Origin of the sequence: Shewanella sp. ISTPL2 (genome assembly GCF_013283205.1) — a bacterium.
GTDB lineage: Bacteria > Pseudomonadota > Gammaproteobacteria > Enterobacterales > Shewanellaceae > Shewanella > Shewanella oncorhynchi.
Genome location: NZ_JAAPAV010000001.1, coordinates 4,471,895 through 4,485,436, shown reverse-complemented (window position 1 = coordinate 4,485,436; position 13,542 = coordinate 4,471,895). Strand labels below are relative to the sequence as shown.

Here is a 13,542-nt window from a genome sequence, read left to right as displayed (position 1 = left end):
GCGATAACGACTACGGATTTAAGTACAAGATTTAAAAGACTCAAGCACCTAAAAATCATAAAAACTATAACAATCTGAAATTAGAACATCTGAAAGGACACAAGCAATGAACTCTCTCTACACAAGTCTGAATTTTGGCCTAGGCGAAGACGTCGATATGCTGCGCGATGCAGTGCAGGATTTTGCCGCGAATGAAATCGCCCCAATTGCCGCGAAAGTGGATCACGACAATGCCTTTCCCAATGAACTTTGGCCTGTGCTTGGAGGAATGGGACTGCTCGGAGTAACTGTACCCGAAGAGTTCGGTGGCGCGAACATGGGCTACCTAGCCCACGTCGTGGCGATGGAAGAAATCTCCCGCACATCAGCTTCTATCGGCCTAAGTTACGGCGCCCACTCAAACCTGTGTGTCAATCAAATCAACCGTAACGGTAATGCAGCGCAAAAAGCCAAGTACCTGCCAAAATTGGTGAGCGGTGAGCATATTGGCGCTCTGGCCATGAGTGAGCCAAACGCGGGTTCTGACGTGGTTTCGATGAAGCTGCATGCCCGTAAAGAAGGCGACCGATTCATCTTAAACGGCAACAAAATGTGGATCACTAACGGTCCAGATGCACACACCTATGTCATTTACGCGAAAACCGACTTAACCAAAGGCACACACGGTATTACCGCCTTTATCGTTGAACGTGATTCGAAAGGTTTTAGCCAAGCGCAAAAGCTCGACAAACTCGGCATGCGCGGCTCTAACACCTGCGAACTGGTGTTTGAAGATGTAGAAGTACCAGAAGAAAACATTTTAGGCGGCCTCAATAACGGCGTAAAAGTGCTGATGAGCGGCCTAGATTACGAGCGTGTCGTACTGTCTGGCGGTCCGCTGGGGATCATGAATGCCTGTATGGACATCGTTGTGCCTTACATCCACGAGCGTGAGCAATTTGGCAAATCCATCGGTGAATTCCAACTAGTGCAAGGCAAGTTAGCCGACATGTACACAGGTATGAATGCCGCCAAATCCTATGTCTATAACGTGGCAAAATCCTGCGATCGCGGTGAAACCACCCGTAAAGATGCCGCAGGCGCCATTCTTTATAGCGCAGAACTCGCCACCAAAATGGCACTGGATGCAATTCAACTGCTAGGCGGCAATGGCTATGTCAACGAATACGCCACTGGCCGCTTACTGCGTGATGCCAAGCTGTATGAAATCGGCGCCGGCACATCAGAAATTCGCCGCATGCTGATTGGCCGCGAACTGTTCAATGAGTCGAAATAACGCGCGTTCAAATAATCTCTCACAAGTGAATGGGTAGCACCTCACTGTAACTTACAGTTTGCGCCACCCATTCGAGCAAGGTGATACCGAGTTTCCGCTTTATAAGGACAATCAAAGTGACGCAATTAAGCAGTCGTATCAACGCCCGTAGCGATGAATTTAAAGCAAAATCCGACGATATGGCCGCCCTAGTGGCCGATCTCAAAACTAAACTCAATAAAATCGAACTCGGCGGCGGCCCTGTGGCGCTAGAGCGCCATTTATCCCGCGGTAAATTACTGCCACGTCAGCGGGTTGAAAAGCTGCTTGATGCAGGCTCGCCCTTTTTAGAACTGTCGCAATTTGCGGCGTTTGAAGTTTATGACGAAGAAGTGCCCGCAGCAGGCATTATCGCTGGTATCGGCCGTGTGAGCGGTGTTGAGTGCATGATCATCGCCAACGACGCTACAGTTAAAGGCGGCACTTACTACCCGATTACCGTTAAAAAACATCTACGCGCCCAAGATATTGCCAGCCGTTGTCACTTGCCTTGTATCTATTTAGTCGACTCGGGCGGCGCTAACCTGCCTCGCCAAGATGAAGTCTTCCCCGACCGCGACCATTTCGGCCGCATCTTTTACAATCAAGCGCAAATGTCCGCTAAGGGCATCCCCCAAATTGCAGTAGTGATGGGCCTGTGTACCGCAGGCGGCGCCTATGTGCCAGCCATGGCGGATGAATCGATTATCGTAAAAGATCAAGGCACTATCTTCTTAGCCGGTCCGCCATTAGTCAAAGCGGCCACAGGTGAAGAAGTCAGCGCCGAAGAACTCGGCGGCGCCGAAGTGCACACTAAAATTTCCGGCGTAGCGGATCATTTAGCCCAAAACGATGAGCATGCGTTAGAGCTTGCACGCCGCGCGGTATCACGCCTGAATCATCAAAAAGAAATCAAATCACTCTTAAGTCCTGTCAAACCACCGAAGTTCGACATTAGCGAACTGTACGGCATTGTCGGCACTGATTTGAAAAAGCCCTTTGATGTTAAAGAAGTGATCGCCCGTATCGTCGATGATTCTGATTTTGATGAGTTTAAAGCCAACTATGGCGCAACCTTAGTATGCGGTTTTGCCCGTATTCACGGCTACCCCGTCGGCATTGTCGCCAACAACGGCATTCTTTTCTCTGAGTCGGCGCAAAAAGGCGCGCACTTTATTGAACTGTGCTGCCAGCGCAAAATTCCGCTGCTGTTCCTACAAAATATCACCGGCTTTATGGTGGGTAAAAAGTACGAACACGAAGGCATAGCCAAACACGGTGCCAAAATGGTAACCGCGGTGTCTTGTGCCAATGTGCCTAAATTTACTGTGATTATCGGCGGCAGCTACGGCGCGGGTAACTACGGCATGTGTGGCCGCGCGTTCGAACCGACCATGATGTGGATGTGGCCTAATGCCCGTATTTCTGTGATGGGCGGAGAGCAAGCCGCAGGCGTTCTCGCCACAGTACGCCGCGACGGTTTAGCCCGTAAAGGTGAAGAATGGTCACTTGAGGATGAAAAAGCCTTTAAAGCGCCAATTGTCGCCCAGTACGATAAAGAAGGTCATCCGTATCATGCCAGCGCCCGTTTATGGGATGACGGCATTATTGACCCAGCGCAAACCCGCGATGTGGTCGGCCTTGCCCTATCGGCAGCATTAAATGCTCCTATCGAAGACACCCGCTTTGGTGTGTTCCGTATGTAAAAGGCACATGTGAAAAACATATGCCACACAAGAAGATAGGAAAAAATAATGACAGACACATTAAACAGCGCTAGCGACGCAAAGGATTTAAGCAACTTGCAGCACGTGAGCCATGCGCTCAATCACGGCGTTGCCGAGCTTATCCTTGACCGCAGCGATGTGCACAACGCCTTCGATGAAGTGATGATTAGCGAGATGATTGCTGTGCTTAGCTATTTTGCTGAACACAAGCAATGCCAAGTGCTGGTACTCAAAGCGAACGGCAAAAACTTCAGCGCCGGCGCCGATCTCAATTGGATGCGCAAGCAAGCCAAAATGGACTTTGAGCAAAATCTAAATGATGCCAAAGCCTTAGCAAAACTGATGCAGGATCTTGATACCTTTCCTAAGCCCACCATTGCACTAGTGCAAGGTGCAGCCTTTGGCGGCGCACTGGGGCTGATTTGCGCCTGCGATATCGCTATCGCCACGACGCGCGCCAGCTTTTGCTTGAGCGAAGTGAAACTCGGATTAATTCCAGCAGTAATTAGCCCTTACGTTGCCCGCGCTATGGGTAACCGCACATCGCGCCGCTACATGCTGACCGCCGAGCGTTTTAGTGCAGAAACCGCATTAAAACTTAACGTCATTCATGAGATCAGCGATGACTTAGACGCCGCCGCAAAGCCTATGATTGACGCGTTACGAGCCAATAGCCCGCAAGGCATGGCATGGGTAAAAACACTGCTGTCGCATCTTGAAGACGGCGTGATAGACCAAAAAACCATTGATTACACTAGCGAGCGTATTGCCCGCATTCGGGTATCGACCGAGGGCCAAGAGGGCTTAAACGCCTTTTTTGAGAAACGTCAGCCTAACTGGCAACAAGCACACTCAACGCCCTCCAAGCCCGTGCAAAAGCCAAGTGATACCCAAGGAGCCCTTTGATGTTGACCAAGCACATGTTTACCAAACTATTGATTGCTAACCGCGGTGAAATCGCCTGTCGCATCATCAAAACGGCCCATGCCATGGGCGTTCGCACCATTGCCCTATATTCCGATGCCGATAAAGAAGCGCGCCATGTCGCCATGGCCGACGAATCCTTCTATTTAGGCGGCAGCGCGCCGGCAGACTCCTATTTAAAGGGCGATTTGATTATCGATATCGCCAAAAAAGCGGGCGCACAAGCGATTCACCCAGGTTATGGTTTCTTGTCTGAAAATGCCGACTTTGCCCGTAAATGTGAAGCCGCTGGCATCGCCTTTGTTGGCCCAGGCAGTGATGCTATCGATGCCATGGGCAGCAAAAGCGCCGCCAAATCCATTATGACAGCGGCAAATGTGCCCTTAGTGCCGGGTTATCACGGCGATGACCAAACCGATGCGACCTTAAAAGCGGAGGCACTGAAAATCGGCTTCCCTATGCTGATTAAAGCGGCTTATGGCGGCGGCGGTAAAGGCATGCGTATCGTCGAGAATGAAGGCGAAATCATGGAAGCCGTAAACTCGGCACGCCGTGAAGCAGCATCTTCTTTTGGTAACGATAAATTATTGATGGAGCGTTATTTACGCCAACCACGCCACGTCGAAGTGCAAGTGTTTGCCGACACCTTTGGCAACGCGATTTATTTATCGGATCGCGATTGCTCGATTCAACGTCGCCACCAAAAAGTGGTCGAAGAAGCACCTGCGCCCGGTTTAAGCGATGCACTGCGTGCCCAAATGGGTGAAGCAGCCGTCGCGGCAGCCAAAGCCATCGATTATGTTGGCGCAGGGACTGTGGAGTTTCTGCTCGACACAGACAATAGCTTCTATTTCATGGAGATGAATACCCGTCTGCAGGTTGAGCATCCAGTGACTGAAATGGTAACGGGCCAAGATTTAGTCAAATGGCAGTTAATGGTCGCCAGTGGTCAGCCATTACCCCTTAAGCAAGATGAAGTGCGGATCCACGGCCATTCCTTTGAAGTGCGTATTTATGCCGAAGATCCACAGAATGAGTTTTTACCCGCCAGCGGTAAGCTCAACTTTTTACGTGAACCCGAGCAAAGTAAATACGTGCGTATCGATTCGGGCATTCGTGAAAACGATGTGATCAGTAACTTCTACGATCCTATGATTGCGAAGCTTATCGTCTGGGATGAATCGCGCCCGCGCGCCCTGCAACGTTTAGTGCATGCCTTAGAGTCGTATCAAATCAGCGGTCTTAAGCACAACATTGAGTTTTTAGCGAACATTGCCGAACACCCAGCGTTTGCCAATGCCGACTTTAGCACTGACTTTATTGGCCGTTATGGCGACACCTTAATTGGCACAGCTTCAAGCGAAGCTGACACTGCCCTTGCCTTTGCCGCGCTGTATCAAGTGCTTGCCCGTAAAGAAGCCGCCAAAGCGCAAGCTGTCAACAGCGCCGATCCTTACTCGCCTTGGGGTCAAGTCAGCGGCTTTAGACTCAACAGCTGCAGCCAGCACAATATTGCCCTGCTCGATGATGCCCATGAATTGCAGCAGTTAGTGATGCTCGATTTAGGCGGCATGTATCAGCTACCGCTGCACGGACAAGATTGGTTGCTAAATGGCGAGCTGAAACAAGATTTACTGCTCGCAGAAATCAACGGCCATAAGAGTAAAGTGCCCGTTAGCGCCCAAGGTGATGACTTTACGCTGTTTTTATCCTCTGGCAGTTACCACTTTAAAGCAGTGCAAACACTCGTGGTCGAAGAACAAGCCAGCAATGCTGACAAGTTAAAAGCGCCCATGAACGGTACGGTAGTGACCCATTTAGTCGATGTCGGCACACAAGTGAAAGCGGGCCAAGGTTTGCTGGTGATGGAAGCCATGAAGATGGAATACACCATCGAAGCCCCCTTTGATGGCATAGTCACTGAGTTCTACTTTAAGGCGGGCGAGCTAGTGACCGATGGCGCAACCTTGCTTAACGTTGAGCCGTTAGAGACAGACGAGCCAACCGCGATCAAGGAAGCCTAAGATGTCGTTAGCCAATCTAAGCCAAGCAGCGAACGCCAAAGACACGGTCAGCATCTTCGAGATGGGCGCACGCGACGGCCTGCAAAACGAAGTCGCAGTGCCGACGGCAGCTAAAATCGCCTTGATTGAATCGCTGGCAGGTGCGGGGCTTAAGCGTATCGAAGCAGGCAGCTTTGTGTCACCTAAATGGGTGCCACAAATGGCTGATTCTGCCGATGTGCTCAAGCAAATACAGCGTCAAAGCGGCGTGGTGTATAGCGCTCTCACACCCAACGTTAAAGGCTTTGAACTAGCACTGGATGCAAAAGCGAGTGAGGTGGCAATATTTGGCGCCGCCTCACAAAGCTTTAGTCAGCGCAATATCAACTGCTCGATAGAAGAGTCGATTGAACGCTTTATCCCTTTGATGGAATTAGCAAAAAAACACAATATTCCGGTGCGCGGTTATGTGTCTTGCGTGCTCGGCTGCCCCTACGAAGGTGAGATAGCGGTCAGTGAAGTGGCCCGTGTGTCTGAAATCCTTTACAAAATGGGCTGTTACGAAATATCGCTCGGCGACACTATTGGTGTAGGCACGCCGCAAAAAGCCCGTAGAATGCTGCAAACAGTGGCTGAGCGCGTCCCAGTCGAAAAACTGGCGCTACACTTTCACGACACCTATGGCCAAGCATTAGCCAACATTTTGGCCTGCTTAGACTTAGGTGTGCGGGTGTTTGACTCCTCGGTTGCGGGTCTTGGTGGTTGCCCCTATGCCAAAGGCGCATCGGGCAATCTTGCCACCGAAGACTTAGTGTATATGCTGCACGGCATGGGATTCGAAACGGGTATCGATTTACAAAAACTCGCGTTAGCTGGGCAAGCGATCAGCACACAGTTGAATCGCAACAACGGTTCGAAAGTGGCCACTGCCCTGTTAGCAAAATAAAACAAAAACCATTAACGACACCAACAACCGTTATTAAAAACGCGCGTTATTTCCCGCGCGTTTTCTAAAGCATAAAAGGACATCACAATGGCAGGACTCAATAAAGTCGTCAGCAGCTATGAAGAAGCGTTAGCAGGCTTATCGGACGACATGACCATTATGGTCGGCGGCTTTGGCCTATGCGGCATTCCAGAAGGCTTGATCAATCAAATGGTTAAGATGGGCGTTAACGGCTTAACGGCGATTTCGAACAACGCGGGCGTTGATGATTTCGGCCTTGGCTTACTGTTAAAACATCGCCAAATCGCCACTATGATCGCCTCTTACGTGGGCGAAAACGCCACTTTCGAGCAGCAAATGCTCTCTGGCGAACTAAACGTGATTTTAACGCCCCAAGGCACATTAGCGGAAAAAATCCGCGCAGGCGGCGCAGGTATTCCGGCATTTTTCACCGCTACAGGCTACGGCACGCCAGTCGCTGATGGTAAAGAAACCCGCGAAATCAAAGGTCGCCATTACGTGTTAGAAGAATCGTTGACCGCAGATTTTGCCTTAGTGCGTGCATGGAAAGCCGATACCATGGGTAATTTGGTATTCCGTAAAACCGCCGCCAACTTTAATCCTATGATGGCGACCGCAGGCAAAATCACTGTGGTTGAAGCCGAGTTTATTGTTGAGCCGGGCGAGCTAGACCCAGATTATATCCACACGCCGGGCATCTATGTTGACCGCGTTATTCAAGGCAAGTTCGAGAAACGTATCGAGCAGCGCACGGTAAAAGCCGCGAAATAAAAGGCGCTAGCAAAACCTTGAAACACAGTTAACGCAATTGGCACTTAGATCTCTAAAGTAAAAACTAAGGGTAAAAACCTAAGAGTAAAGACCAAAGCGTCAAAGCCAAATAGAAAGGATAGATATCATGGCATTATCAAGAGAACAACTGGCTCAGCGCGTCGCCAAAGAATTAAAAGACGGCTACTACGTTAACCTCGGCATCGGCATTCCAACACTGGTCGCTAACTATATTCCCAGCGGCATGGAAGTCATGTTGCAATCGGAAAACGGCCTACTCGGCATGGGTGAATTCCCCACCGAAGACACCATCGACCCAGATTTAATCAATGCGGGCAAACAAACCGTTACCGCAGTCAAAGGCGCCTCGTTTTTCTCATCGGCGGAAAGCTTTGCCATGATCCGTGGCGGCCATGTGGACTTAACCGTGCTCGGCGCCTTTGAAGTCGATGTGAACGGCTCTATCGCCTCATGGATGATCCCCGGCAAACTCATCAAAGGCATGGGCGGCGCGATGGATTTAGTCGCCGGCGCTGAAAACATTATCGTGACTATGATGCACGCCGATAAATACGGTAATTCTAAGCTACTGCCCGTATGCGAATTGCCGCTGACTGGTTACGGCTGCATTAAACGCGTCGTCACAGATTTAGCCTTTATCGAAATCAAAGATGGCGCATTTCATTTGTTAGAGCGCGCGCCAGGCGTCAGCGTAGAAGAAATCGTCAGCAAAACTGCTGGCAAGTTAATCGTGCCAGAGCATGTACCAGAAATGGTGTTTTAAGCGTTCTCTAAAATGCGCAAGTAACGTATAGCGGCTAAGGTTGAAACTCAAGTTAGTTTGAAGCTTTAACCTAAAGAATTTTGAGCGTTAACCGACGTTTTACGATACCAACAAGGCCCAAAAAATGATTCTGGGCCTCGTTGCTTTTGTTGTCCCCACGAAGCGGAGAACCATGAGTAAAATTCACCACCAGCTTGTTCACTACAAACCTTGTTTTCTGTGAGCTTTTGCAGTCTAGGTACTTTTTGAGAGCTTATCGCCATAAACAGCACTAATGCTCTGGCGACACGCCGTAAACCCATCCTTGGGGGCTCAACGAAAAAGTCCCTTTTTCCGATGGTCGCCAACGCAAGAGTGCGGTTTACTCCCCATCCCAGCATATTCAATAATGAACAATGTCGCGCATTAAACTGATAACACCATATGTTAGCAAGGTTCTTTGCTGGCGAATGTGTGTTCACCATCGCTACAACGGAGTCGCTTAATGCTTGCTTCAAAAGTGCTACAGATAGTGATATTTAGCGCCGTTGCGGTAAACTTGCCGCAGCCTAAATAATAAGGATGCTCAAGATGTTAGCCAAGTTTCTCAATAAGCGCAGTCGCAGTCGTAAACATATGCGCGATTATGCCAAAAACGTCTTTGAATATGACCAGTATTTACTGACCGATTATATCGACAGTGGGATGACAGATGGTTTCGAGAGAGTGAAACAATATCGTGAGTTTGATGAGGATTTTCGCCAGTGGGAATTATTTGGAGCTGAGTTTGGTGTACCCGAGTGTCATTGGGGCTATGTAGCCCAACTTACCTATATTGAATTGGGCTTGCTTGAGCCTAAGCCGCTTATGTGCTCGCTTGCTTACGGTTATTTTGCAACCGCCATTGATTACTATAAATATTGCTCATCGCTAGAAAAAACTGGCGGGATAGCAAACGCTATGTGGTCTACAATCAGCGTGTTTCGGCTTGTGCTGATGCTGTTAGCTGGGCTTAAACGTGAGGCGGACGAGCTGTACCACGCTGATGCAACCGCGCGGCGTTCGGGCTGGATTGTTCGCTCCCATGGCTTTATTGGCGATTTTTTGGTGCTGCTGTATGGGCGCTATTTGGGCGTTATTGAGCCGCCTTTTGCCACGGAAGTGCAAGTGACACTGCGAAAAACAGCTCCTTTCTCCTATGCGTCATTTTTAGATAACTGGGATACACAGGATATCGAATTCATCAGCACTATGCTGCAAACCCTCTGCGATGATCAGGTAGAACAAGCGATCATCGGGGATAAAAAGTGTTTTTTTGAGTTCCACAATGGACATCTATCATACATACCGTTGACGGCGTTAATGCTGCTAAAGCTTCGTGACCTCAGGGGCTTGCCTAATCCGCAGTTCAGTCATCCGGCCTTTGGCGATATCACAGCTTTGTTTGAACAAGTCTGCACAGCGTTTAGCGACTATGTCGCAGCAGAGAAGATCCTGCGGATTGAAGATGCAGCCGATGAAGTGTTAACCAACACATTAACCAGAATGCAAAGCCAAGATTTTGATGCCCATGCTATTTTCGCCAAGCGACTGCCATCGTTTAGTGCTGGTTAAGATTTTGATTAACCAAATTTTCATAAAAAATGGATAACCAATAAATCATGATTCTATTCATATTGAGGACCCAAGGCTTAAAGCTGAGCGTATTCAAGCCTTAAGTCATCCACAATACAAGCCAGAGGAAAGCTTATGTACCAGATTGCGATTGTGATATTTGATGAATTTACCGATATCGATTTCTTCTTAATGCGCGATATTCTCGGCCGTACAAAAACCGATTGGACAGTAAAAGTACTCGGGACCAAACCTAGCCACATATCAAGCTTGGGGATGACGGTTGCAACCGATGGTCATGTGGCCGAAGTCGCTGATGCCGACGTGGTATTATTCAGCAGTGGTTACAAAGGCGTACCTGCGGCACTTGCTGATACTGAGTTTATGTCCGCCCTTAAATTAGATCCCACACGACAATTGCTTGGCAGTATCTGCGCGGGGTCATTCTTCTTTGCCAAATTAGGGCTACTCGACAATCTTTCAGCAACGACTCACCCCGATGCAAAACCTGCCCTAGTTGCCATGGGCGTCGATGTAGAAGACTGCGCCCTCGTGATTAATGGCAATATTGCCACTGCGGGTGGCTGCTTGTCCTCACTCTATTTAACTGGCTGGGTTGCGGAGCGCTTATTCGACAGTGCGAAACGCCGCGAAATTCACAGGCAGCTTATTCCTGCTGGGCAAACAGATATTTTTGAAGCATTAATCCAATCCTCCATCTCCGCGGCCATTCGTTAAAAGTGATGTAGATACTCTCGATGAATGAAAAAGATCCCATGATAAAACTTAAAAATCTTCTCGAGGCTATAAAAGCCGAGCATCAAATAACCACCCAGAATGAGCTTGTGGCCTTGCTATCGCAAAATGAATTACTCATTCAGCAAATCCAAACTGCTGATGCGCAGTATTGGGTCAATTTTGCTAAGAATACCTTCGATGGTTGGTATTGCATTCGAACACCTATGCTCAGTACCTTTCATGTTTACTACCAAGAACGTGGGCAAAACTGTTGGGGAGAAGATGTTTTTACCGAGCAAAGTGAAGCCATAGCAGCGGTTATTTTTATGTCTGGTATTTGGGACCAAGTCCCCTAGCACTAAGCAAATAAAAGCCTGCTCACTCATCCTATATTTTCACCTTCACGAATGGCGATATGTAACGAATCATTACGCGACTTTCAATATCGAAATCATCATGTTAGGGTGAGTGCTTAGATTGACTCATAATAACAGACACATTTTTAGCGCTCTGTTTAACTCTCTCATTGTCCAAAGGAGCGGTATCTATGGACTGGCTTATTATTGCACTCGCGGGCTTTTTAGGCGGCATGCTCAATGCAGTTGCCGGTGGAGGCAGTTTTATTACCCTATTAGCGTTAGTGTTTGTCGGGGTTCCACCGATTGCGGCGAATGCCACGGGGACAGCCGCGCTGCTGCCTGGTTATATCGCCAGCGCATGGCGTTTTAGAAAGGATATCGAATATCCGGCGAGTCTTAGCCTTAAGAATCTGATCTTAATTGCTTTAATTGGCGGCAGTATTGGCGCGGGTATTTTGCTGACCACCAGCGAGCAAGTCTTCGCAAAGCTGATCCCTTGGCTGATTCTACTGGCCACCGCGGCCTTTATTGTTGGCCCTTGGTTACTCAAACGAAGAATCGCAGAGCAAGGCGAAAACACCTCGACGCCAATGTTAAGTCCGATAACGGCACTGATAATGCTGTCGGCGGTGTGTATCTATGGCGGTTATTTTAATGGTGGCTTAGGCATCATACTACTCGCAAGTTTTGGCCTGATGGGGCAAACCAATCTACATGGGATGAACGGACTTAAAAATCTGATTTCAGCCCTGCTCACCGCCATCGCCGTTGTGGTTTATGCCGCGGGCAATGTGATTGATGGGCAATATCTGTTGCTGCTTGCCGTTATGGCGATTGTCGGTGGTTATGTGGGGGCGGCGCTGGCCTACCGTATTTCACAGCCCTTGCTACGCGGCTTTATTGTGATCGTCGGTTTAGCGATGGCCTTAGGCTTTTTCATGCGCTAGTTTTTCATGCGTTAGTTTTCATACGTTAGTTTTCATACGTTAGTTTTCATACGTTAGTTTTCATACGTTAGGCTTTTGATTTGTGAAGCTTAAACTCATAAAAGCTGGACAGACGAATTTTCGATACAAGGTCTCGCCGATAAATTGCCCTTATGTGACTGACTTGTTACTCTGATCCATCCTATAGGAGAACACTGTGATTAAGGATAGCGATGAAACTGAGGACCTTGAGACTGAGTAAATTAATGCCAAAGACCTTGAAACTAAGCACCTTAAATCTTGCCCTGTGTCTTATTGCATGCTCACCGGCTATTTACACCGAAACCGCTAGCGCAGCGACCATTAGCGTCAAAACGGAAACGGGTAATATTCAGGTAAAAACCATAGCCCAAGGGTTAGAGAATGTCTGGGGTATGGCATTCTTACCCGACGGCAGTATGCTCGTGACTGAACGCGCCGGCAGAATGCGCATTGTCAGCACCGCAGGCAAAGTGGGTGAACCCTTAACGGGTTTACCGCCTATGTATGCCAAAGGTCAAGGTGGTTTACTTGATGTCGTGCTTGCGCCCGATTTTGCAAGCAGCAAAAAAATCTATTTCAGTTATTCAGAACCCGCTGAAGGTGATACGCTCAATAGCACAGCGGTCAGTTTTGCCACGCTCAATGGTAACAAGCTTGAAAATCTCACCCGCGTTTTTAGTCAACAACCTAAAGTCAACAGCGGCCACCATTTTGGATCTCGTTTAGTGTGGGCGCCTGATGGCACACTGTTTATCACACTCGGTGATCGCTATAGCGAAAAAGATAGCGCACAAACATTAGACAATCATTTAGGCAAAGTGGTGCGTATTCATGCCGATGGCTCAGTGCCTAAGGATAACCCCTTCGCCAATACGGTTGGCGCCTTACCCGAGATCTGGTCTATCGGTCATCGCAATATGCAAGGCGCGGCCATTAATCCCACCAGCAAAGTATTGTGGACGGGCGAGCATGGCCCCCAGGGCGGCGATGAACTCAATATCGACCAAGCGGCTAAAAACTATGGCTGGCCAGTGATTACCTATGGTGAGAATTATGGCGGCGGCAACATCGGCGAAGGTACCCATAAAACGGGAATGGAGCAACCCGTCTACAAATGGGTTCCGTCGATTGCCACGGCGGGCTTTATGTTTTACACAGGTGATAAATTTCCACAGTGGCAAAATAATCTGTTACTCGCCAGCCTAAAGGAAAAAACACTGGTGCGTTTAGTGCTTGATGGCGACAAGATAATTAAAGAAGAACGGCTGCTGAAAACTGAATTAGGGCAAAGATTACGCTCAGTCGTGCAAGGGCCAGATGGACTGATTTATCTCGTAACCGATGAAGCTAAATCAAAAATTTACCAGTTATCGCCGCAGTAATCTTAATCGCTGCACTTTTATCACAGTGCTTT

At 48.8% G+C, this 13,542-nt stretch carries 13 protein-coding genes; 12 read left to right on the top strand and 1 reads right to left on the bottom strand.

Annotation, left to right across the window (positions count from 1 at the left end; all coding sequences use genetic code 11):
* Positions 1-106: 106 nt before the first annotated feature.
* The 7 genes from HUB64_RS19905 to HUB64_RS19875 all read left to right on the top strand — a co-directional run bounded on the left by HUB64_RS19905 (position 107) and on the right by HUB64_RS19875 (position 8,470).
* Entirely contained in the window at positions 107-1,276 is a 1,170-nt protein-coding gene (locus HUB64_RS19905) for an isovaleryl-CoA dehydrogenase (RefSeq protein ID WP_173497691.1), read from the top strand.
* A gap of 116 nt (positions 1,277-1,392) precedes the next feature.
* A complete protein-coding gene (locus HUB64_RS19900) occupies positions 1,393-3,000 on the top strand; it encodes a carboxyl transferase domain-containing protein (RefSeq protein WP_105252050.1) in 1,608 nt (535 codons plus the stop codon).
* A 48-nt stretch (positions 3,001-3,048) separates the two neighbouring features.
* A complete protein-coding gene (locus tag HUB64_RS19895; protein WP_173497690.1) occupies positions 3,049-3,927 on the top strand; it encodes an enoyl-CoA hydratase-related protein in 879 nt (292 codons plus the stop codon).
* The gene (locus HUB64_RS19890; protein WP_173497689.1) at positions 3,927-5,969 is read left to right on the top strand and encodes an acetyl/propionyl/methylcrotonyl-CoA carboxylase subunit alpha; all 2,043 of its coding nucleotides are present in this window, start codon (positions 3,927-3,929) and stop codon (positions 5,967-5,969) included. The genes HUB64_RS19895 and HUB64_RS19890 overlap by 1 nt, the downstream gene beginning before the upstream one ends.
* Before the next feature lies 1 nt (position 5,970).
* Complete coding sequence (locus HUB64_RS19885; RefSeq protein ID WP_028761110.1) at positions 5,971-6,894, top strand: hydroxymethylglutaryl-CoA lyase; 924 nt, start codon at positions 5,971-5,973, stop codon at positions 6,892-6,894.
* An 87-nt stretch (positions 6,895-6,981) separates the two neighbouring features.
* The gene (locus HUB64_RS19880) at positions 6,982-7,686 is read left to right on the top strand and encodes a CoA transferase subunit A (protein WP_173497688.1); all 705 of its coding nucleotides are present in this window, start codon (positions 6,982-6,984) and stop codon (positions 7,684-7,686) included.
* Between the two features lie 127 nt (positions 7,687-7,813).
* Positions 7,814-8,470 carry a 3-oxoacid CoA-transferase subunit B gene (locus HUB64_RS19875; RefSeq protein ID WP_006082325.1) on the top strand — a complete coding sequence of 219 codons (657 nt, stop codon included), beginning with the start codon at positions 7,814-7,816 and terminating at the stop codon, positions 8,468-8,470.
* A gap of 65 nt (positions 8,471-8,535) precedes the next feature.
* Here the strand turns inward: HUB64_RS19875 and HUB64_RS23255 are convergent, their stop codons facing one another.
* Positions 8,536-8,772 (bottom strand): hypothetical protein, encoded by a 237-nt coding sequence (locus HUB64_RS23255; protein ID WP_254451441.1) that lies wholly within the window; start codon positions 8,770-8,772, stop codon positions 8,536-8,538.
* A 268-nt stretch (positions 8,773-9,040) separates the two neighbouring features.
* On the opposite strand from HUB64_RS23255, the gene HUB64_RS19865 reads away from it, so the two are divergent.
* The 5 genes from HUB64_RS19865 (at position 9,041) to HUB64_RS19845 (ending at position 13,510) form a co-directional block, all read left to right on the top strand.
* A complete protein-coding gene (locus tag HUB64_RS19865) occupies positions 9,041-10,063 on the top strand; it encodes a hypothetical protein (protein ID WP_173497687.1) in 1,023 nt (340 codons plus the stop codon).
* Positions 10,064-10,198: 135 nt separating this feature from the next.
* Positions 10,199-10,801 (top strand): DJ-1/PfpI family protein, encoded by a 603-nt coding sequence (locus HUB64_RS19860; protein ID WP_113940987.1) that lies wholly within the window; start codon positions 10,199-10,201, stop codon positions 10,799-10,801.
* Between the two features lie 38 nt (positions 10,802-10,839).
* Positions 10,840-11,157, top strand: coding sequence for a hypothetical protein (locus HUB64_RS19855; protein WP_025008087.1), 318 nt, complete (start codon positions 10,840-10,842; stop codon positions 11,155-11,157).
* A gap of 191 nt (positions 11,158-11,348) precedes the next feature.
* Positions 11,349-12,107: a sulfite exporter TauE/SafE family protein gene (locus tag HUB64_RS19850; RefSeq protein WP_105252043.1), complete on the top strand. Its 759-nt coding sequence runs from the start codon at positions 11,349-11,351 to the stop codon at positions 12,105-12,107.
* Positions 12,108-12,319: 212 nt separating this feature from the next.
* Entirely contained in the window at positions 12,320-13,510 is a 1,191-nt protein-coding gene (locus HUB64_RS19845; RefSeq protein ID WP_173497686.1) for a PQQ-dependent sugar dehydrogenase, read from the top strand.
* The last annotated feature ends 32 nt before the right edge of the window (positions 13,511-13,542 follow it).

What these genes read in the sequence shown, in the direction of transcription:
- HUB64_RS19890 (WP_173497689.1), top strand. Translation starts at nt 3,927, where the DNA reads ATGTTGACCAAGCACATGTTTACCAAACTATTGATTGCTAACCGCGGT.
- HUB64_RS19895 (WP_173497690.1), top strand. Translation starts at nt 3,049, where the DNA reads ATGACAGACACATTAAACAGCGCTAGCGACGCAAAGGATTTAAGCAAC.
- HUB64_RS19905 (WP_173497691.1), top strand. Translation starts at nt 107, where the DNA reads ATGAACTCTCTCTACACAAGTCTGAATTTTGGCCTAGGCGAAGACGTC.
- HUB64_RS19850 (WP_105252043.1), top strand. Translation starts at nt 11,349, where the DNA reads ATGGACTGGCTTATTATTGCACTCGCGGGCTTTTTAGGCGGCATGCTC.
- HUB64_RS19845 (WP_173497686.1), top strand. Translation starts at nt 12,320, where the DNA reads ATGAAACTGAGGACCTTGAGACTGAGTAAATTAATGCCAAAGACCTTG.
- HUB64_RS19875 (WP_006082325.1), top strand. Translation starts at nt 7,814, where the DNA reads ATGGCATTATCAAGAGAACAACTGGCTCAGCGCGTCGCCAAAGAATTA.
- HUB64_RS19855 (WP_025008087.1), top strand. Translation starts at nt 10,840, where the DNA reads ATGATAAAACTTAAAAATCTTCTCGAGGCTATAAAAGCCGAGCATCAA.
- HUB64_RS19860 (WP_113940987.1), top strand. Translation starts at nt 10,199, where the DNA reads ATGTACCAGATTGCGATTGTGATATTTGATGAATTTACCGATATCGAT.
- HUB64_RS23255 (WP_254451441.1), bottom strand. Translation starts at nt 8,772, where the DNA reads ATGGGTTTACGGCGTGTCGCCAGAGCATTAGTGCTGTTTATGGCGATA.
- HUB64_RS19865 (WP_173497687.1), top strand. Translation starts at nt 9,041, where the DNA reads ATGTTAGCCAAGTTTCTCAATAAGCGCAGTCGCAGTCGTAAACATATG.
- HUB64_RS19885 (WP_028761110.1), top strand. Translation starts at nt 5,971, where the DNA reads ATGTCGTTAGCCAATCTAAGCCAAGCAGCGAACGCCAAAGACACGGTC.
- HUB64_RS19880 (WP_173497688.1), top strand. Translation starts at nt 6,982, where the DNA reads ATGGCAGGACTCAATAAAGTCGTCAGCAGCTATGAAGAAGCGTTAGCA.